Annotated in this window: 18 protein-coding genes; 12 read left to right on the top strand and 6 right to left on the bottom strand. The window is 71.6% G+C overall.

Annotated elements, in window-relative coordinates; translation table 11 throughout:
- Positions 1-37: 37 nt before the first annotated feature.
- The gene (locus ACLBXO_RS23930) at positions 38-1378 is read left to right on the top strand and encodes an LLM class flavin-dependent oxidoreductase (protein ID WP_447686940.1); all 1341 of its coding nucleotides are present in this window, start codon (positions 38-40) and stop codon (positions 1376-1378) included.
- 159 nt (positions 1379-1537) lie between these two features.
- The gene (locus tag ACLBXO_RS23925) at positions 1538-3025 is read left to right on the top strand and encodes an HWE histidine kinase domain-containing protein (RefSeq protein ID WP_447686939.1); all 1488 of its coding nucleotides are present in this window, start codon (positions 1538-1540) and stop codon (positions 3023-3025) included.
- Positions 3026-3053: 28 nt separating this feature from the next.
- Here ACLBXO_RS23925 and ACLBXO_RS23920 read toward each other — a convergent pair whose 3' ends face one another.
- From ACLBXO_RS23920 to ACLBXO_RS23895, 6 genes are all read right to left on the bottom strand, one after another.
- Positions 3054-3620: a cytochrome b gene (locus ACLBXO_RS23920; protein ID WP_447686938.1), complete on the bottom strand. Its 567-nt coding sequence runs from the start codon at positions 3618-3620 to the stop codon at positions 3054-3056.
- Complete coding sequence (locus ACLBXO_RS23915; protein ID WP_447686937.1) at positions 3617-4765, bottom strand: acyl-CoA dehydrogenase family protein; 1149 nt, start codon at positions 4763-4765, stop codon at positions 3617-3619. Before ACLBXO_RS23915 ends, ACLBXO_RS23920 begins: the two co-directional genes overlap by 4 nt.
- Positions 4766-5025: 260 nt before the next feature.
- Entirely contained in the window at positions 5026-5916 is an 891-nt protein-coding gene (locus ACLBXO_RS23910) for a LysR family transcriptional regulator (RefSeq protein WP_447686936.1), read from the bottom strand.
- 72 nt (positions 5917-5988) lie between these two features.
- Positions 5989-6453 carry a nuclear transport factor 2 family protein gene (locus ACLBXO_RS23905; RefSeq protein WP_447686935.1) on the bottom strand — a complete coding sequence of 155 codons (465 nt, stop codon included), beginning with the start codon at positions 6451-6453 and terminating at the stop codon, positions 5989-5991.
- A 123-nt stretch (positions 6454-6576) separates the two neighbouring features.
- On the bottom strand, positions 6577-8640 hold the full coding sequence (locus tag ACLBXO_RS23900; protein ID WP_447686934.1) for a 2Fe-2S iron-sulfur cluster-binding protein: 2064 nt from the start codon (positions 8638-8640) through the stop codon (positions 6577-6579).
- 58 nt (positions 8641-8698) lie between these two features.
- Complete coding sequence (locus ACLBXO_RS23895) at positions 8699-9316, bottom strand: glutathione S-transferase family protein (protein ID WP_331317170.1); 618 nt, start codon at positions 9314-9316, stop codon at positions 8699-8701.
- A gap of 432 nt (positions 9317-9748) precedes the next feature.
- Between ACLBXO_RS23895 and ACLBXO_RS23890 the strand changes: the two genes are divergently transcribed.
- The 10 genes from ACLBXO_RS23890 to ACLBXO_RS23845 all read left to right on the top strand — a co-directional run bounded on the left by ACLBXO_RS23890 (position 9749) and on the right by ACLBXO_RS23845 (position 19086).
- Positions 9749-10903 carry a transporter substrate-binding domain-containing protein gene (locus tag ACLBXO_RS23890; protein ID WP_447686933.1) on the top strand — a complete coding sequence of 385 codons (1155 nt, stop codon included), beginning with the start codon at positions 9749-9751 and terminating at the stop codon, positions 10901-10903.
- Positions 10900-11541, top strand: a complete 642-nt coding sequence (locus ACLBXO_RS23885; protein ID WP_331317172.1) for an ANTAR domain-containing response regulator — start codon at positions 10900-10902, stop codon at positions 11539-11541. The genes ACLBXO_RS23890 and ACLBXO_RS23885 overlap by 4 nt, the downstream gene beginning before the upstream one ends.
- A gap of 35 nt (positions 11542-11576) precedes the next feature.
- Entirely contained in the window at positions 11577-12824 is a 1248-nt protein-coding gene (locus tag ACLBXO_RS23880) for an urea ABC transporter substrate-binding protein (RefSeq protein ID WP_447686932.1), read from the top strand.
- Between the two features lie 103 nt (positions 12825-12927).
- Positions 12928-13800 (top strand): ABC transporter permease subunit, encoded by an 873-nt coding sequence (locus ACLBXO_RS23875; RefSeq protein ID WP_447686931.1) that lies wholly within the window; start codon positions 12928-12930, stop codon positions 13798-13800.
- 4 nt (positions 13801-13804) lie between these two features.
- On the top strand, positions 13805-14869 hold the full coding sequence (locus ACLBXO_RS23870) for a branched-chain amino acid ABC transporter permease (protein WP_447686930.1): 1065 nt from the start codon (positions 13805-13807) through the stop codon (positions 14867-14869).
- Positions 14866-15612 carry an ABC transporter ATP-binding protein gene (locus ACLBXO_RS23865; RefSeq protein WP_447686929.1) on the top strand — a complete coding sequence of 249 codons (747 nt, stop codon included), beginning with the start codon at positions 14866-14868 and terminating at the stop codon, positions 15610-15612. Before ACLBXO_RS23870 ends, ACLBXO_RS23865 begins: the two co-directional genes overlap by 4 nt.
- Positions 15605-16315, top strand: a complete 711-nt coding sequence (locus ACLBXO_RS23860; protein WP_447686928.1) for an ABC transporter ATP-binding protein — start codon at positions 15605-15607, stop codon at positions 16313-16315. Before ACLBXO_RS23865 ends, ACLBXO_RS23860 begins: the two co-directional genes overlap by 8 nt.
- A gap of 33 nt (positions 16316-16348) precedes the next feature.
- Positions 16349-17341, top strand: coding sequence for an acetamidase/formamidase family protein (locus tag ACLBXO_RS23855; protein ID WP_447686927.1), 993 nt, complete (start codon positions 16349-16351; stop codon positions 17339-17341).
- Positions 17342-17362: 21 nt separating this feature from the next.
- A complete protein-coding gene (locus ACLBXO_RS23850) occupies positions 17363-18124 on the top strand; it encodes an SDR family NAD(P)-dependent oxidoreductase (RefSeq protein WP_447686926.1) in 762 nt (253 codons plus the stop codon).
- 257 nt (positions 18125-18381) lie between these two features.
- Positions 18382-19086 carry a L,D-transpeptidase gene (locus ACLBXO_RS23845; RefSeq protein ID WP_447686925.1) on the top strand — a complete coding sequence of 235 codons (705 nt, stop codon included), beginning with the start codon at positions 18382-18384 and terminating at the stop codon, positions 19084-19086.
- Positions 19087-19254 lie beyond the last annotated feature (168 nt).

Genomic DNA, 19254 nt, shown 5'->3' with positions numbered 1-19254 from the left:
TGCACGGAGCGGATCAGGCACGATGACGGTCGGTTCGATGAGACAGGGTACCCTGCGCCTCGGCGCGTTCTTCTACGCGACCGGCCATCACGTCGCCGGCTGGCGCCATCCTTCCAGCGAGGCCGACGGCGGCCTCGTCCTGGAGCGCTACGTCGGCTGGGCGCAGCGGGCCGAGGCGGCGAAGTTCGACCTCATCTTCCTCGAGGACGGGAGCGGGATCCGCGACCTCGATCTGCGATCGAGCGAGCGGACCGCGCGCTCGACCCATTTCGAGCCCCTGACCCTGCTGTCGGCCCTCGCGGCGGTGACGAGCCGGATCGGTCTCGTCGCCACCACCTCCACCAGCTTCAACGAGCCGTACAACGTCGCGCGCCGGTTCGCCTCCCTCGACCACCTCAGCGGCGGGCGGGCCGGCTGGAATCTCGTGACCTCCGCGACCGACGCGGAGGCGGCGAATTTCGGCGGCGACAGGATCGGCCGCCACGCCGACCGCTACGAGCGCGCCGAGGAATTCGCGGACGTCGTCCTCGGCCTCTGGAACACCTGGGACGACGGCGCCGTGATCATCGACCGCGCCAGCGGCCAGTTCTCGAAGCCGGACGGCTTCCGCCCGCTGGATCACCGGGGCAAGCACTTCGAGGTCCGCGGGCCGCTCAACATCTCGCGGACGCCGCAGGGCCAGCCCGTGCTGGTGCAGGCCGGCGCCTCCGGTCCCGGCAAGGACCTCGCGGCACGGACCGCCGAGATCGTCTTCACCGCGAACCAGACGCTGGACGAGGCGGTCGAGTTCTACGGCGATCTCAAGGGGCGCATGCCCGGCTTCGGTCGTGCGCCGGATGACCTGAAGATCATGCCCGGCCTGTTCCCGGTCGTGGGGCGCAGCGAGGCCGAGGCGCGGGCGAAGTTCGAGGCGCTGCAGGAGCTGATCGACCCGGTGGTCGGGCTGGCGCTGCTCGGTCGCATGATCGGCGGCCACGATCTGTCGGGCTACGATCCCGAGGGGCCGGTCCCCGAACTGCCCGAGACCGAGGGCATCAAGTCCCGCCAGCAGCTCATGTTCGACCTCGCGCGCCGGGAAGGCCTCACCCTGCGCCAGCTCTACCTGCGCATCGCGGGCGCCCGCGGTCACTCGCAGATCGTCGGGACGGCGGCGCAGATCGTCGACGAGATGGAGGCGCGCTTCCGGGCCGGCGGCGCCGACGGCTTCAACATCATGCCGCCGACGCTGCCCGGCGGCCTCGACGACTTCATCGCGCTGGTCCTCCCGGAGCTGCGGCGGCGCGGCCTGTTCCGCACCGAGTACGAGGGCCGGACCCTGCGGGAGCATCTCGGCTCGCGCCCGCCGGCCGGGTTCGGCCCCGCTCGGGCCGCGGTGTAGCGGCCGGCATCCCCCGGTTCCGATCGGGCGAGGCGTCGCGGCCCCCTGCGGCGTCTCGGCCCGCGTCCCGATTGCGCACAAGCGATCCCTGCTGTGGTACAGCCAAGCGACAAGGGCCGAAGGCCGCAATCGGCGAGTCGTGGCAGAGGCGACGGGACAGTGACGGATCAGCTGGAACGCACGCGCTTCGAGGCGGAGTTCGCCCGGACCGACGCGAGTACCGACCCCTTCGTCTCCGCCGTGCGGGCGACGCGGATGCCGATGCTGATCACCGACCCCCATCAGCCGGACAACCCCATTGTCTTCGTCAACGCCGCCTTCTCCAAGCTGACCGGGTACGGCCACGACGAGATCATCGGCCGGAACTGCCGGTTCCTGCAGGGGCCCGAGACCAGCAAGGCCGACATCGCGAAGATCCGGGCGGCGATCGGCCGTCGCGTGCCGATCGAGATCGAGCTCCTGAACCATAAGAAAAGCGGCGAGCTCTTCTGGAATCGGCTCCTGATCTCGCCGGTCTTCGATCGCGACGGTGAGCTCACCTACTTCTTCGCGTCGCAGTTCGACGTGACGCTGGAGCGGGAGAAGCTCGCGCGGATGCAGCGCGACCGGGAGGCGCTCGAGCAGGAGGTGGAGCGCCGCACCAGCGACCTCACCCGCAGCGAGGAGCGGTTGCGCTTCATCCTGAAGGCCGGACGTTTCGGCTCGTGGACCCTCGATCTCGCCGACATGCGGCTCGTGGCCTCCGACACCTGCAAGGAGAATTTCGGCTGGGCCCCGGGCGAGCCGTTCAGCTACGAGGACCTGATCGCCGCGATCGAGCCCGAGGACCAGTCCCGCATGCGGGCCGCGGTGCAGGCCTCGATCCGCGAGCACAGCGACTACGACATCGAGTACCGCGCGCGCACCCCCGGCGGGGAGCTGCGCTGGCTGCAGATCCGGGGTCAGACCTTCTACGACGCGGTCGGTCAGCCGCTCAGCATGGCCGGCGTCTCGATCGACGTGACCGAGCGCAAGCGCGCGGAGGAGCACCGCGCCCTCCTGGCCGACGAATTGAACCACCGGGTGAAGAACTCGATGGCGACCATGCAGTCGATCGCGCACCAGACCCTGCGCAACGCCGCCTCCCTGGAGGAGGCGCACAGGACCCTCGACGCGCGGCTGCACTCGCTCTCGGCCGCCCACGACGTCCTGACCCGCGAGAGCTGGATCGGGGCCACGCTCAGCGTCATCGTGGAGGGCACCCTCCAGGCCTTCCGCGGCGGGGCTGGGCAGCGCTTCCTGATCAACGGACCGGAGGTGTGGCTGACGCCGCGCCTGACGCTCGCATTCACGATGGCGCTGCACGAGCTGGCGACCAACGCGGTCAAGTACGGTGCCCTGTCGAACGACCGGGGGCGGGTGATCCTGAACTGGGACGTGGTGAACGGGGCGCCGCCGGCCCGTCTCTGGTTTCGGTGGGAGGAGGTCGGCGGACCCGCGGTGACGGTACCGGCCCGCGGCGGGTTCGGCACGCGCCTCATCGAGCGGGCGCTGGCCGCCGAGATGGGTGGCACGGCGGAGATCGAGTATCGCGCCCGCGGCGTGGTGTTCACGCTGGACGCGCCGCTTCCCGAGCGCGCGCCCGCCGCCGCGGAGGCCGAGGCCTGAGCATCGCGCGTGGCGCGCCCGCCGCCGGTCAGGTCATGCGCGTCAGGACGCTCTCGTTCCAGAGCCTGCGGTGCAGGAACGCCATCGCGGCGTGGCCGAGCACGACAACGAGGAGCGTGAAGCCCAGCCAGTAGTGGAACAGATCGGCGGGCAGCATCATCCACTCGATCTTCGTCTCGCGCGCCGGCATCACCGGGATGCCGTAGGGCGCGAAGGGCTTGCCCGACCCATACTGGCGCAGCAGCGCGAGGCTCGGGACCAGGACCATCAGGAGATAGATCAGGGCGTGACCGGCCGCGACGGCGCGCCCCGGCGCGCCCGGGTGGGCGGGGCGCCGGTGAAGGTTCGCGAGACCCCAGACGCCGCGCAGGAGCACGAGCACGAACAGGGTGAAGCCCAGGGTGAAGTGGCTGCCGCCGACGAGGCGGGTGAGCGCCGCGTCGCCGATCGTGACGTAGAGCAGCGCGCCCGCGAACTGCCACGCGAACAGGGCGGCCATCAGCCAGTGAAATCCGCGGCTGACGCGGCCGTACCGCTCCGGCCCGTCCAGCCAGGCGGTCCGCGGCGCCGGGCCGTGGCTCCCGGATCCCGTCACGCGGCGTTCTCGGTCCACAAGTCACCGGCGAGGCCGCCGCTGCGCAGGATCTCGGAGGCCGCGCTGGTGAGCGCCTGGTCCGGCCCGGGCTGGCGCAGGTAGGTGGCGAGATCGCGCGACAGCCGCTCGAGCGGATGGCCGCGCAGGAAGCCCTGCAGGCCCACCGAGCGCTGGGCCAGCTGCAGGACGTCGAGGCCCGCGCGCTCGACCGCGAGGCGGACCAAGTTGATGTAGGCGACGACGCGCTCGGGCGGCATCTCCGCGTCCGACGCGACTTGCGCCCCGCGCTCGACCCAGAGCCGCGCGCCCTCGACCGCGATGGCACCCTCGCCGAGGCGCGCCAGCTGGTGCGGATCGCTCCCCCGGCCGAGGCGGCCGAGATGGCCGCGCCAGGCATCGAACACGGCCTCGATGCCGCCGAGCTGCACCGCCGCGAAGCGCCACGCGCCGCCCGAGAAGGCCGGCTGCCGGAAGTAGTCGTCGGGCGCGCCCACCACGTGATCGGCGTCGAAGGCGAGGCCGGTGAAGTCGATCGTGCCCGTCGCAGAGGCGCGCATGCCCTGCGCCCGCCACGCCGAGAGGTCGGACCGCGCGCCGGCGTCGAGCGGCACCACCATCATCGCCGTGCCGGTCTCTCCCGGATGCCGCGCGGTGACGAGGGCGCGGGTGACGAAGCCAGCGCCCGACGCGAAGGTCTTCACGCCGCGGAGACGGCCGTCGGCCTCCGGGGCCTCGATCCGCAGACCGCCTTCCCCCGGCTCGGTGTTCCAGACACCGAACAGATGGCCGGCGCGCGCGTCGGCGAACAGGCGGACCCGCTGGGCGGGAGAGCCGTACCGGGCGATGAGCTGGAGGGCGTTGACGTGTCCCTCGTAGAGCCGGCCGAGCGCGAGGCTCCCGTAGCCGACCAGCCGCAGTACCTCCGCCAGGGCACCGGCGCCCGGCTCCGTCCCGAGACCCGCGCCGCCGTGATCCACCGGGACGGGCGCGGCGAGCAGCCCGAGGCGGCCGAGATCGGCGATGTCGTCCCGCGGGAAGCCGTCGTCGCGATCCTGGACGTCGGCGCGCGCGGGCGCCGACGCGGCGATCGCGCGCGCGGCCGCCTCGGAATCGTAGATGGGGTCGAGGCGAGTCCACTGATCCATGCGCCTGCCTTCTCTCAGATCGGCGCCGGGCACGGCGCGACGCCCGCGTGCCGCCGGTCCGCGGGCGTCGCGGCAGCGACATCCGGGCGAACGGTCGGCGGAGCTTGGCCGCGCAGGGTCGCGCGCTCGGGTCTCGTCACGGATGGGCCCTCATTACCCGCAGAAGATGCGGGAGATCCTAAGAAACTAACCTAAGACTGAGCCATCCTTTCCGCCGCCGCGGCTGCGGCCAATGCGACCGGTGTCGATCCGGGCCGCTCTCAGTTCAGCGTCCGGTTGGCGCGCAGCCGCGACACCGCCAGGTCGACGAAGGTTCGCACCTTCGCGGGCGCGTGCCGGCCTTCCGGGTACAGGACGTGGACGGGCAGCGGCGCCTCCTCGTAGTCGGCGAGCACGATCTGCAGGCGGCCGTCCCGCAGGTCCGGGCCGATCTGGTAGTTCAGGACCCGCGCCAGCCCCCAGCCCGACCGGGCGGCGCCGATCGAGACCTCGTTCGTGTTCCCCTCCAGGGTCGGGTGGACGACCACCCGCTCGTTCCGGCCGAACCGCCATTCCGGCGACGCGAAGGCGCCGGTGGAGACGGCGATCCGGTGCCGCTTCAGATCCGCCGGCGTCGCCGGCACGCCGTGCCGCGCGAAGTAGTCCGGGGCGCCGCAGATGACGTGGCGCACCGAACCGACCCGGGCGGCCGTGACGCCGGAATCGGTCAGGTGGCCGATGCGGATCGCGACGTCGATCCCCTCCTCGACCATGCTCACCGGCCGGTCGACGAAGAGGGTGCGCGCCGCCATGGTCGGGTAGGTGTCGAGGTAGTCGGTGACGATCGGGAGCACGTGCATCCGCCCGAACAGGACCGAGGCCGTCACCGCGAGCGTGCCCGAGGGCGCGGCGTTGGAGCCGGCCGCCGCCGATTCCGCCTCGGCGATGTCGGCCAGGATGCGCCGGCAATCCTCGTAGTACCGGCTGCCCGCCTCCGTCAGCTTCACGGAACGCGTCGTCCGGATCAGGAGGCGGGTCCCGATGGTCTCCTCGAGCGCGGCCACCGCCCGCGTCACGGCCGGCGGGCTCATGTGCAGGAGGCGGGCGGTCCGCGCGAAGCTCGCCGTCTCGGCGACCTTCGCGAAGATGCGCATGGCCTGCCACCGATCCATGGCCTCGCTCCCGTGTTGTGCGGCCGGGTCGCGACGCCCACGCCCGGCCCGACCGCGCGGCGGCCCGACCGCTCAGAAGCCGAAGTGGCTCAGGCCGGGATGGTCGTCGGGCCGGCGCCCGAGGGGCCAGTGAAACTTGCGGTCCGCTTCCGCGATGGGCAGTTCGTTGATGCTGCTGTGCCGATAGCGCATCAGCCCGTCCTCGGCGAACTCCCAGTTCTCGTTGCCGTAGGCCCGGAACCAGTGGCCGCTGTCGTCGTGGTACTCGTAGGCGTAGCGCACGGCGATGCGGTTGCCGGTGAAGGCCCAGAGGTCCTTGATGAGGCGGTAATCGAGTTCCCGGTTCCACTTTCGGGTCAGGAACGCCTCCACCTCCTGCCGCCCGTTCAGGAACTCGGCCCGGTTCCGCCAGCGGGTATCGGTCGTGTAGGCCAGCGCGACCTTGGCCGGGTCGCGGCCGTTCCAGCCATCCTCGGCGAGGCGGACCTTCGTGATCGCGCTCTGCTCGTCGAAGGGCGGCAGCGGCGGACGGGACATGGGGGACTCCTCAGGTTCTCGGGATGAAAGGGGCTCGAGGCCCGGCACAGGCGCGCCGCAGCATGATCGCGCCGCGCCGGTCCCGGAAGACGGAAAACGGCGTGGAACACGGCGTATCGCGCGTCAGAGCGCGAGCTGCACCCGTTCCGTGCCCTCCGCGGGCACTGCCGAGCAGATCAGCACCTCGTCCGCCGCCACGGCGGCGCTCGGTTCCTTGGGATAGGTCACCGCGCCGGCGAGCAGCTTGGTGCGGCAGGTTCCGCAACTCCCTTCGCGGCAGCTGAAGGGCGGTGCGAGGCCGCGGGCCTCGGCGAGGTCGAGGAGGCTGCCCGCTTCGGGCGTCCAGCGCGCCTCCTTGCCGGTGTCGAGGAAGGCGACCGGAACCGTCGCGGTGGAGGCCGGCGGGCGTTTGGGCACGGCCGCCGCCGGTCCGGCGTCGCGGACGAGCCCCGAGGGGCCGAAGGCTTCCGCGTGAATGCGGTCGTCCGCCACGTTGAGGCCGCGGAGCCCGTCATAGAGCGCCTGCGTGAAGGAAGCTGGCCCGCACAGGTAGAAATCGTAGTCGCCGAAGGCCAGGAACCGCGTGAGCAGGGCCATGTCGATCCGGCCCGCGGCGTCGTAGTCGGCGCCAAGCCGGGCATCGGACACGTCGCTGAGCACGCGCACCACCCGGACCGCCCCTTGCGCCGCCGCGGCGAGTTCGGACAGCTCCCGGTCGAAGGCGCGCTCGGCGCGCGTGCGAGCGGCGTAGACGAGCGTGGTCGGCCGGATCTTGCGCGTGCGCAGGCCCTCGTAGACCACGTGCCGGAGCATCGCGACGAGCGGCGTGATCCCGACGCCGCCGGCGAGCAGCACCGCCGGGCGCGTCGCGCCCGCGTCGAGAGTGAAGCCGCCGTCGGGGGCGCGCGCCTCGAGGATGTCGCCGACGTGGACCCGGTCGTGAAGGTGCTGCGAGACCGCGCCGTCGCGCTTCACGCTGATCCGGTAGGTCGGGTCCGAGGGCGCGACCGAGAGCGTGTAGGTCCGGATCACCGGCGCCGTCGCTCCGGGCAGCGTCACGCGGATCGGGAGGTGCTGGCCCGCGCGGTGCGGGAGCCGACCGGCCCCGTCGTCCGGGACCAGGTGGAAGGACCGGATCGTGCGGCTCTCGTCGACGATCTCGGCCACCCGGAACGGCCGCCACTGCGCCGCGCGCCCGGCCGCCCGGGCGCGGTCGGCGGCCTCCGCCCAGTCGCCGGTCATCAGCGCGTTCGGAGACCAGCCGTCCGGCCGGAACGACCCGCGCAGCGGCAGGGCGCAGCGCCGGCGGATCACCCGGCGCGGCCAGAAGCTCCAGAGCCGCTCGGCGCCCTGGAAGGCGGCGATCTCGGGCGAGTCCAGGATGACCGCGGCGTCACCGGTCAGCTGCAGGAGATCGCCGGTCGCGAAGTCGGTGAAGACCAGACCGGCCCTTCCGTTCAGGAGGATGTTCCCGAGGGTGGCGAAGAACAGGTTGCCGGCGAAGTCGGGGATGGTGAGCGTGCCGTCCGCGGCGACTCGGACGAACCCCGCCTTGCCGCCGCGATGCGAGACGTCGACCTGGCGCCGGCCCTCGCGGTCGGCGTAGGAGGCCACGAAGAACGTGTCCGCCGCGCCGATCAGGCCGCGCGCTTCCGGGTCGAGTTCCGCGCTCTCCTCGGCGGGGACCGGAGTGGAGGCGCCCGGCTCGCCCGCCAAGGTCATGTCGCGGAGCTGGATGTATTGCGGGCAATTGCCGAAGCTCTGATCGACGGCGAAGTGGAGGACCCCGCCCGCCGCTGACCTGACGAGGCCGTTGACGCGGTTGCGGCGGCGGCTGTCCAGCGCGATCCCGAGGAGGCCTATAGCGTCGCCCTCGCGCGTTCCGTCCGACGCGGGGTCGGCCGGGTCCGGCCGGGCGGCGATGTCGAGGGTGGTGGCCGAGGGCGAGGTGATGAAGCCGGGGCCGCCCGCCAGGAGCGTGGCCCAGGCGTCGCCCTGCCGGTCGACGCTGCCCAGCACGACGAAGGGGATCTGCGCGAAGAACGCGCGGTGCTGATCGGGCATGAAGTCCCGCACCACCCGCTGGCCGATCACGGCCATCCGGTCGGCGGCGCCGACCGTCTCCTGGATGGTCGTCTCGCCGGCATGCCAAGTCGGCAGCGTCGCAAGGGTCTGATCGTCGGTCATCTTCGCGCCCTCAACTCGCATCCGCCCCCCGGGCGCGGGCGCGCCCGGGGCCGTCCGGTCACGCCGCGGCCGTGAGGCCCGCGGGCGTCTCGGCGAAGGGCACGAAGCCCGGCAGGCCCTCGACCCGGCGCAGGAAGGCCCCGACCCGCGGATAGCCCGACAGGTCCACGTTCCCCTCCGGGGCGCGGGCGAGGTAGCTGTAGACCGCCACGTCCGCGACGGTCGGCCGCTCGGCCGCGAGCCACTCCCGGCCGTCGAGATGCGCCTCGAGCCGCCCGAGCAGCGTGTGCGCCCGGGCGATCACCTCCGCCGGGTTGAACGTGGCGCCGAAGACCGTGATCAGCCGGGCCGCCGCCGGCCCGTAGGCGAGCTCGCCCGCCGCGACTGAGAGCCAGCGCTGGACCGCCGCCGCGCCGCGCGGATCCTCGGGCAGCCAGTCGGAGCGGCCGAGCCGCTTCGCCACGTAGACCAGGATGGCGTTGGAATCGGAGACGATCACGCCGTCGTCGTCGAGCACCGGCACCTGACCGAACGGGTTCATGGCGAGGAAGGCCGGCGTCTTGTGCTCGCCCGCCTTCAGGTCGACCTCAATCAGCTCGTGCGGGGCCTCGACCAGGGACAGGAACAGGCGCGCGCGGTGGGCGTGGCCCGAGAGGGGATGGTGGTAGAGCTTCATGACCGTCGGTCTCCGTCGGGGGCCGGGATCGCCCCGGGCCGTGAGGGGAGAATGCCGCCGCGTCCGGGCGAGCAGAATACGCGTTCTGCACAGTTCATCATTCCGGAGATTGGAATAATCGCGCCGGCCGGTGGTGCCCCGCGCGACTCCGAGTCAGCCGATGCCGGTCGGCCAGCGCCCCGCCTCCGCGGCTTCAGGCGCCTCTGAGGCGCGCTCGCGCGTATGCCGGCCGGCGACCCCGGGAAGCAATCGCCAAGACGCCGGCTCCGAAAAGACTGAGCGGCACTTGACACAGAGGCCATAACCGAGGAGCCTAGTTTTCAGGCGCGGGGCAAAGCTGCCCAGTTTCGCGCCAATACGTCACCATCTTTCTCGGCGATGCCGCCCGCAGTGCTCACGCACTGGCGGGCTTTTTGCGTTCTGAAGGATTGCATGGGCCTGAGCCATCACCGCGTCGGCATCCTCTTCTCCGCGGACGGACCCTACGGTCTCGTCGGCCGGGCGATGCTGAACGGCGCGCTCCTGGCGGTCGAGGAGGTGAACGCGCGCGGCGACTGCGTCCTCGAGCCGGTGATCAGCGATCCGCAGGGCGCCCTCGCGGGCTATGTCGCCGGGGCCGAGCGGCTCCTCGGCGCGGGGATCCGCCACGTCGTCGGCTGCTACACCTCGTCGAGCCGCAAGGAGATCATCCCAATCTTCGAGAAGCGGGACGCGCTGCTCTGGTATCCGTCGCATTACGAGGGCTTCGAGACCTCAGCGAATGTGGTCTATACCGGAGCGGCGCCGAATCAGCACATCGTCCCGCTGGTGCGACACCTGCTCGCCGGGGGCGGGCGCACGGCCTACTGCATCGGTTCCAACTACATCTGGGCCTGGGAGAACAACCGGATCCTGCGCGAGACGCTGGCGATCGCCGGTGGCGGGGTCGCGGGCGAGCGCTACCTCCCGGTGGGTGAGACCGCCTTCGATCAGGTGATCGAGGCGATCCTGGCCGCGAGGCCGGACTTCGTCTTCAACACGCTGATCGGGATCTCGGCGTACCAGTTCTTCCGCGACTTCCGGAACGCCTGCGCGGCGCGCGGCATCGACCAAGCCCGCACGATGCCGGTGGCGAGCTGCAGCCTCGCCGAGCCGGAACTGGAGGCGATCGGGCCGGAGGCGGTCGACGGCCACCTGTCCTCCAGCGTCTACTTCACGTCGATCGACACGCCCCGCAACCGCGCCTTCATGGCGGCCTACGCGGCGCGCTTCCCCGGCGGACCGACCCCCTCGGCGGATGCCGAATCCTCGTACATCGCGGTGCATCTCCTGGCGCGGGCGCTGGTGCGGGCCGGGACCGAGGACGCCGCGACGGTGCGCCGGGCGGCCTGCGCCGACGAGTTCGAGGCGCCCCAGGGACCAGTGCGCCTCGACGAGACGACCCTCCACGCCTGCCTGACCCCCCGGATCGGGCTCTCGACGGCGGCGGCCCGCTTCACCATCGTGGCGCAGGCCGAAGAGCCGGTCGCGCCGGACCCCTACCTCGTGCGCAGCGATCCGCGCGTCGTGCCGGTGAGCCGGCGCCCGCGCCTGCGGGTGGTCCCATGACGACGCCCCGGCTGATCCAGAATTTCAGCGGCGCGCAGGCCCTGCTGATCGCGCCGCCGAGCACCGCCACGGACGTCCTGGCGGGCACCCTGATGAAGCTCGGGCTCACCGTGGCCTCGGTCGTCCCGGCCGGCGAGGCGCCGTGGCTCGACTTCGAGATCCTCGATCCCGAGCACCACATCGTCATCGTGGACGGCGACCTGCCACTGCCGGGCCTCGCGGCGAGCGCCGTGCCGGACCTGCCGCCGGTCCCGGTGGTCGGCCTCGTGGGCGTCGAGGCGCCGAGCCGGCTCAAGGGCCTGCTCCAGCTCGGCGCCACCGGCCTGCTGCGCAAGCCGATCCACGGCGCCTCGGTCTACGCCGCCCTGTTCCTGGCGGTGAACGAGCACAACCGGCGCCGCCTGCTGGAGGAGCGCCTGGCCCGCCACGAGGAGCGGCGGCGCGGCCGGCGCCACGTCGTCAAGGCGATCCTGCGGCTGATGCAGGAGCACGGCCTCGACGACGACGCGGCCTACGAGACCCTGCGCCGCGACTCCATGCGCGCCCGGCAGCCCCTCGAGGCCTACTGCGAGGCGCTGGTGCGCGCCCGTCCCGCGGTCGCGGCGCCGGCCGCACCGCCGCGGCTCGCCCGATCCTGAGTTTCCGTCGCCACCCCGAAAACGAGGACGCCCTGATGCCGAGAACGCCCCGCGGATCCCGACTGCCCGCCCTCGCGGCCGCCCTGCTCGCCGGCGCAGCCCTGGCCGCCCCCGCGGCCCGCGCCGCCGACCCGATCAAGCTCGGCGTCCTCGAGGACCAGTCCGGCGACTTCGCGGTCGCCACGATCGGCAAGGTCCACGGCATCCAGCTCGCCGCGGACGAGATCAACGCCGCGGGCGGCATCGCCGGGCGCAAGCTGGAGCTCGTGATTTACGACACGCAGTCCGACAACACGCGCTACCAGGAATTCATGCGCCGCGTGCTCCAGCGCGACAAGGTCAACGCCGTCTTCGCGGGCTTCTCCAGCGCGTCCCGCGAGGCCTACCGGCCGATCGTCGACCAGCTCGACGGCTTCGCGTTCTACAACAACCAGTACGAGGGCGGCGTCTGCGACGGCCACATGGTCGTCACGGGCGCGGTGCCGGAGCAGCAATTCTCGACGCTGATCCCGTGGATGATGGAGAAGTTCGGCAAGCGGGTCTACACGATCGCGGCCGACTACAATTTCGGTCAGATCTCGGCCGAGTGGGTGCGCAACATCGTCAAGGAGAACGGCGGCGAGATGGTCGGGGAAGAGTTCATCCCCCTCGGCGTGTCGCAATTCTCGCAGACGATCCAGAACATCCAGAAGGCCAAGCCCGACATCCTGATGACGCTGCTCGTCGGGACGGCGCAGGCCTCCTACTACGAGCAGGCGGCGGCCGCGAACCTGAAGGTGCCGATGGGCTCCTCGGTCAATATCGGCCAGGGCTACGAGCACAAGCGCTTCCAGCCCCCGAGCCTCGCCAACATGTACGTGACCACGAACTACATCGAGGAGGTCGACAGCCCGTCGAGCAAGGCCTTCCTGGCCAAGTGGAAGGCGAAGTTCCCGAACGAGCCGTACGTGAACCAGGAGGCCGAGAACTCCTACCTCGCGGTTTACCTCTACAAGCAGATGGTGGAGCGGGCGAACGGCTCGACCAAGCGCGCCGACCTGCGCAAGGTCATCGCGGCGGGCGACGTCTGCGTGGACGCGCCGGAGGGCAAGGTCTGCATCGACCCGAAGAGCCAGCACGCCTCCCACACGATCTACCTCGCGAAGGTCGACGAGAAGCACGCGATCTCCTTCCCGAAGACCTGGGACAACATCCAGCCCTACTGGCTCGGGAAGGCCGGCTGCGACCTGACGCAGAAGGATCCGATGGCGCAGTACACGCCGAGCAACCCGCCGAAGCCCTGAGCCGCCGGGACGGAAATCCGCGCGCCGCGGCCCCGGGCCGGAGACGACGCGACATCGCCGGGGCCGAGGCCCCGGCCCACAGCCATCACGATCGGGCCTCCGGATGGATCTGCTGACTCACGCCTTCGCGTTCCTCTACCAGATCGGCGACGCGTTCTCGTTCCTGGTCCTCTCCGCCTGCGGCCTCGCGGTGGTGTTCGGCATGATGGGCGTGATCAACCTCGCGCACGGCGAGCTGATCATGTGCGGCGCCTACGTCACGGCGGCGACCACGCGGGCGGGGCTTCCGCTTCCGCTGGGGATCCTGGCCGGCGCGCTCGCGGCCGGGGCCGTCGGCATGGTGATGGAGCGCCTGGTCATCCGCCACCTCTACGGGCGGCCCCTCGACACGATCGTGGCGACCTGGGGCATCAGCCTCGCGGCGACGCAGGGCACGCTGATCCTGCTGGGCTCCAGCATGCCGGGGATCGGCACGCCGCTCGGCAGCTTCACGGTCGGCGGCTACTCCTACTCGACCTACCGCGTCGTGTTGATGGTCGCCGCCGTCGCGGTGCTGGCCGGGCTCTACCTCGCCTTCAACGCCACCCGCTTCGGGACGCTCGCCCGCGCCACCATCCAGGTGCCGCACATGGCCGAGGCCCTCGGCGTCGACACACGCACCGTCTACGCCCTGACCTTCGGCCTCGGCGCGGCGCTGGCGGGCCTCGCGGGCGGGCTCTACGCGCCGACCATGACCATCGTGCCGACCATGGGGACGACCTTCATCATGGAGGCCTTCGTCACCGTGGTGGTCGGCGGCGCCGACATCTTCCTCGGCACGGCGCCGGCGGCGCTCGTGCTGGGCACGGTGCGGGCGCTGCTCACGACGTGGCAGGGCCAGCTCTTCGGCCAGATCGGCCTCCTCGTCGCGGTGATCCTGGTCATCCGGGTGCTGCCGCGGGGCATCTCGGGCCTGATCCTGCGCGAGCGGGCCTGAGGCCATGGCGATGACCCCGGCGATGACCCTGCTCCGGCGCCTCGAGGGCCCGCAGACCTTGGGGCGCGGCCCGGCCTTCTGGACCGTCTTCGCCCTCGCGGTGGCCGCCGCCGTGGCCTACCCGTGGTTCGCGGACGGCTACACGGTCGGCAATACCGCCTACTTCTTCTGCTGGGTGTTCATGGCGCTCGGCCTGTGCCTGATCTGGGGTTACGGCGGCGCGCTCAGCTTCGGCCAGACCGCCTTCTTCGGCCTCTCCGGCTACGCCTACGGCGTGCTCACGCTCAACGTCGGCGCCGCCTACGGCTTCACCTTCGCGGCCCTGGTGCTGGCGGTGGCGCTCTCGGCCGTCATGGCGGCGCTCCTCGGCTACTTCCTGTTCTTCGGCCGGATCGGCGGGGTGTTCCTCGGCATCATCACCCTGTCGGTGACGCTCGCCCTGGAGCGCTTCATGGCGCAGACCGCCGGTCCGGAATGGAAGATCGGGGCGGCGCGGCTCAACGGCTACAACGGGATGAGCGGCATGCCACCCCTGACCGTGCCGTGGCCCGACGGCGACGTCGTGCTGTTTCCCGACGTCGCCCTCTACTACGGCCTCCTGGGCCTCCTGATCGTCGTCTACCTCGCGCTGCGCATCCTGGTGAACGCCCGGTTCGGCAACGTGCTGGTGGCGATCCGCGAGAACCCGGAACGGGCCGAGATGCTCGGCTACGACGTGCGGCGCTACCAGCTCGCCGCCTTCGTGATCGGCTCGGCCCTCGCGGGGCTGAGCGGCACCCTCTACACCGCCTGGGGCCAGTACATCACGCCCTCCAGCATGGGGCTCACCGCTGCCGCGCTGCCGGTGATCTGGGTCGCGGTCGGCGGCCGCGGCGACCTGACGGCCACGCTGATCGGCACGCTCGTGGTCCTCGGCGGCTTCCAGGCGCTGACGATCTATGGCAGCCAGTACGCCCTGGTGGTGATGGGCCTGCTCCTCGTCGTCGTGGTGCTGGCGGCGCCCGACGGCCTCGTGGTGGCGGCCATGCGCGGGCTCGGCCGCCTGCGCCGCCGGGAGGCCGGCCGATGACCCCGCTCCTCGAGACCCGCGATCTCAGCAAGCATTTCGGCGGGCTGCACGTCACCAACGACGTGAATTTCGCCCTCGCGGCGGGGGAGATCCACTGCCTGATCGGGCCGAACGGCGCCGGCAAGAGCACCTTCTTCCGCCTTCTGCTCGGCGAGTACGCGCCGGAGCGTGGGCAGATCCTCTACGGCGGCGAGGACATCACCGCGCTCAAGCCCTTCGCGCGGATCCGGCGGGGCATGAGCGTCAAGTTCCAGGTCCCGGGGATCTTCCCGAGCCTGTCGGTGGCGCACAATCTCGAGATCGCCCTGCAGCACCATCTGGAGGGCGCCTCGCTCGGCGCCGAGATTCGCCGGCTGCTCGCCTTCCTCAACCTCACCGCGGCGGCCTCCGACCGCGCCGGCGCCCTCAGCCACGGACAGAAGCAGTGGCTGGAGATCGGCATGGCGATCAGCCTCAAGCCGCGCCTGCTCCTCCTCGACGAGCCCACCGCCGGGATGTCGCCGGACGAGACCTTCGCCACCGGCGCGATGGTGCAGGCGCTCAACCGCGACGGCGTCGCGGTGCTGGCGATCGAGCACGACATGGCCTTCGTCCGGCAGATCGCCCAGCGGGTGACCGTGCTCCATGTCGGGCGCATCTTCGCCCAGGGCACCACCGACGCCATCATCGCGGACGAGCGTGTCGCCGCGATCTACCTCGGGGAGGCGGACGCGCCGCCGCTGCGGAGCGTCGCGGATGCCTGAGCCGCTCCTCGCGACCACCGGCCTGCGCGCCGGCTACGGCGGCAAGCCCGTGCTCCAGGGCGTCGACCTCGCGGTCCGGCCCGGCGAGATCGTGGCGGTGATCGGCCGCAACGGCGTCGGCAAGTCGACGCTGATGCGCAGCCTCGTCGGGCTGTTGCCCGCCTCCGCGGGCGGCATCGCGTTCCGGGGCGCGGCCGTGGAGGGGCTCGCCGCCCACCGGCGCGCCCGCCTCGGCATCGGCTACGTGCCGCAGGGCCGCGACGTCTTCCCGCGCATGAGCGTCGCCGACAACCTGACGGTCGGCGCGTCGCTGCTGCCGAAGGGCGAGCGGCCGGATTACGAGCGCGCCTTCGGGCCGTTCCCGATCCTGCGGGAGCGGCGCGGGCAGCGGGCCGGGACGCTCTCGGGCGGGCAGCAGCAGCAGCTCGCCATCGGCCGCGTCCTCGTCGGCGGGCCCGCGCTGATCCTGCTCGACGAGCCCTCCGAGGGCATCCAACCCTCGGTGGTGCAGCAGATCGGCCGCACCCTCGTCGATCTCAACAAGCGCACCGGGGTGACGATCGTGTTCGTGGAGCAGAACCTCGACCTGATCCGCGCCATGGCCCAGCGCAGCTACGTCATGGACAAGGGCCGGATCGTCGCGGAGCTGACGGCCCGGGACCTCGACGACCGCGACCTCGTGCGGCGCCACCTCGCCGTCTGACACCAGCGTCCGACAACCCAGGGAGAGACGACCATGCAGTGGCTCGATCAGTCCATCATGGCCCGCAAGGGCGTCGCCGGCGGCAAGCCCGGCCGGGAGCACACGATCACCGAGGCCGAGCAGGGCCGCTACCACTACGTCTACGGGCCCTTCGCCGAGCCGGTGCTGACCGTCGATCCCGGCGCCGTCGTCACCGTCGAGACCCACGACGCCTTCGAGGGCAAGATCCGCCACGAGACCGACAGCCCGACGCAGATCCTGAACTTCCCCTACCTCAACCCGCAGAACGGGCCGATCTACGTCAACGGCGCCGAGAAGGGCGACTGCCTCGCGGTGGCGATCCGCTCGATCCGGCCGCGCGGCCCGCAGCCCTGCGGCACGACGCTGATCATGCCGGAATTCGGCGGCCTCGTCGCCACCGGCGACACCGCGCTCCTCAACCCGTCCCTGCCCGAGCGGGTGCGCAAGCTCGAGGTCACGGCCGAGAACGGCGTGCGCTGGAACGACCGGATCACGCTGCCCTACCAGCCCTTCATCGGCACGATCGGCACTTCGCCGGAGATCGAGGCGATCTCCTCGCTGCAGCCGGACTATTACGGCGGCAACATGGACCTGCCGGACGTGGGCGTCGGCGCGGTGATCTACCTGCCGGTGAACGCGAAGGGCGCGCTCCTCTATCTCGGCGACTGCCACGCCGCGCAGGGCGACGGCGAGCTCTGCGGCGTCGCGGTGGAGCACCCGACCCACACGACGGTGCAGATCGACCTGATCAAGGGCTGGACCTTCCGCTGGCCGCGGCTCGAGACCGAAGACTTCTACATGACGATCGGCTCGGCCCGGCCGATGGAGGACGCCGCGCGCATCGCCTACCGCGAGCTGGTCCGCTGGCTCGCGGCCGATTTCGGCTTCGACGAGATCGACGCCTACATGCTGCTCACGCAGTGCGGGCGCGTGCGGCTCGGCAACATGGTCGATCCGAAATACACGCTCGGCGCCTCGATCACGAAGGCGATCGCCCACGCCTGATCGGCGACGGAGGAGGATGGGATGGATCTCGGGCTCAGAGGCCTTCGGGCGCTGGTGACGGGCGGCACCAAGGGGATCGGCGCGGCGATCGTCGACCTGCTGGCCGACGAGGGGGCCGCGGTCGCCTTCTGCGCCCGCAACGCCGCGGAGGTCGCCGCCAAGGTGGCGGCCCTGCGCGCCAGGGGCGTGGCGGCGACCGGGCGCGCCGTCGACGTTGCCGATTCCGCCGCCCTGCGCGGCTGGGTCGCCGAGGCCGCGGAGGAGCTCGGCGGCCTCGACATCGTGGTGCCGAACGTCAGCGCTCTCGCGGTCGGCAGCGACGCGGCGGCGTGGCGCAGCGGCTTCGCGGTCGACATGATGGGCACCGTCTCGGCGGTCGAGGCGGCGATGCCGTTCCTCGAGCGGTCCGAGGCCGGCGCGATCGTCGTCATCTCCAGCGTGTCCGGGCGCGAGATCGACTTCGCGGCCGGTCCCTACGGCGCCTTCAAGGCGGCGCTGATCCACTACGCGCAGGGGCTGGCCTTCCAACTCGCGCCCCGGAACATCCGCGCGAACTCGGTCTCGCCCGGCAACACCTACTTCGCGGGCGGCGTCTGGCACCAGATCGAGACCGGCAACCCGGCGCTGTTCGCCGAGGCGCTCCGGCTGAACCCGACCGGCCGGATGGCGCGGCCGGAGGAGGTGGCCCGCGCCGCCGTCTTCCTGGCGAGCCCCGCCGCGAGCTTCATCACCGGTACCAACCTCGTGGTCGACGGCAGCCTGACCCGCGGCGTGCAGTTCTGACGCCGCACGGCCTCGCCCCGCGCCGGCCTACCTGCGACGTCCGAAGCACACCCGGCGCGTTCAGCGCGGTCGTTCGGCGACGAACTCCGGAGATCGCGAGGACTCACCACACTTGCGACGCATTTCGGCCGCTCTCGACCCTGTAAAGACAAGCTTGCCACGCGCGCTGGCGCGCGGCACTCTCGAGCTTGGCCGTTCGCGCGACGGAGGCACGCCGCGCGGTCGCGCCGGGCTGCAGGACGGGGAAGTCCAGGGCGATGATGACGGACGATCGCAGGGCCGGCGGGCTGGACGGGCGTGGGCGCCTCGGGTGCGAGGCGGGGATACTCAGCCGCCGGTCGTTCCTGGCCGGCTCGGCCCTCGGGATCGGCGCGCTCTCGCTCGGCGGGTGCGGGACGACCGACACCCTGCTCATGGCCGAGGCGGCGAAGACCTACGGGCCGATGCCGAACGAGAAGTTCCCGATCCCGGCGGTCGACATCAGCAAGGTCAACCCGAAATACTACCGGCGGACGGTCCAGTACGCCTCGTCGGAGGCCCCCGGCACGATCGTGGTCGATCCCGCGAACTACTACGTCTACCGCATCGAGGGTGACGGCACCGCCACCCGCTACGGCGCCAATGTCGGCCGCCAGGGTTTCCTGTGGAACGGGAACGCCTATGTCGGCCGCAAGTCGGAATGGGCGACCTGGACCCCGCCCAAGGAGATGATCCGGCGCCAGCCCGAGGCCGCGAAATACGCCCGCGGCATGCCCGGCGGCCTCGACAACCCGCTCGGTGCCCGCACGCTCCACCTCTACCAGAACGGCGCCTACACGCTCTACACGATCTACGCGAGCAGCGACGCGGAATCGATCGGCACGGGCATCACCAGCGGCTGCGTCGGGCTGCTGAGCCAGGACATGATCCACCTCTACGCGCGCACGCCGGTCAAGACGAAGGTGGTCGTGCTGCCGGCCTGAGGGCGGCCAGCGCCCGCACCGTCCCCGCTTCCCGGCGGCCCCGACATCCTGCAGGATCGGGTTCCCTGAGATCCGACAGCGCGCCGGGAGCGCCCGCATGGCCTACGCGACGACGATCGAAGGCACACGCTTCACCTTCCCCGACCTGCGCAGCCTGCTCGCCAAGGC

It is taken from the genome of Methylobacterium sp. C33D, assembly GCF_053345825.1.
The sequence above is the reverse complement of the archived record's forward strand: the minus strand, read 5'-3'. Positions and strand labels throughout refer to the sequence as shown.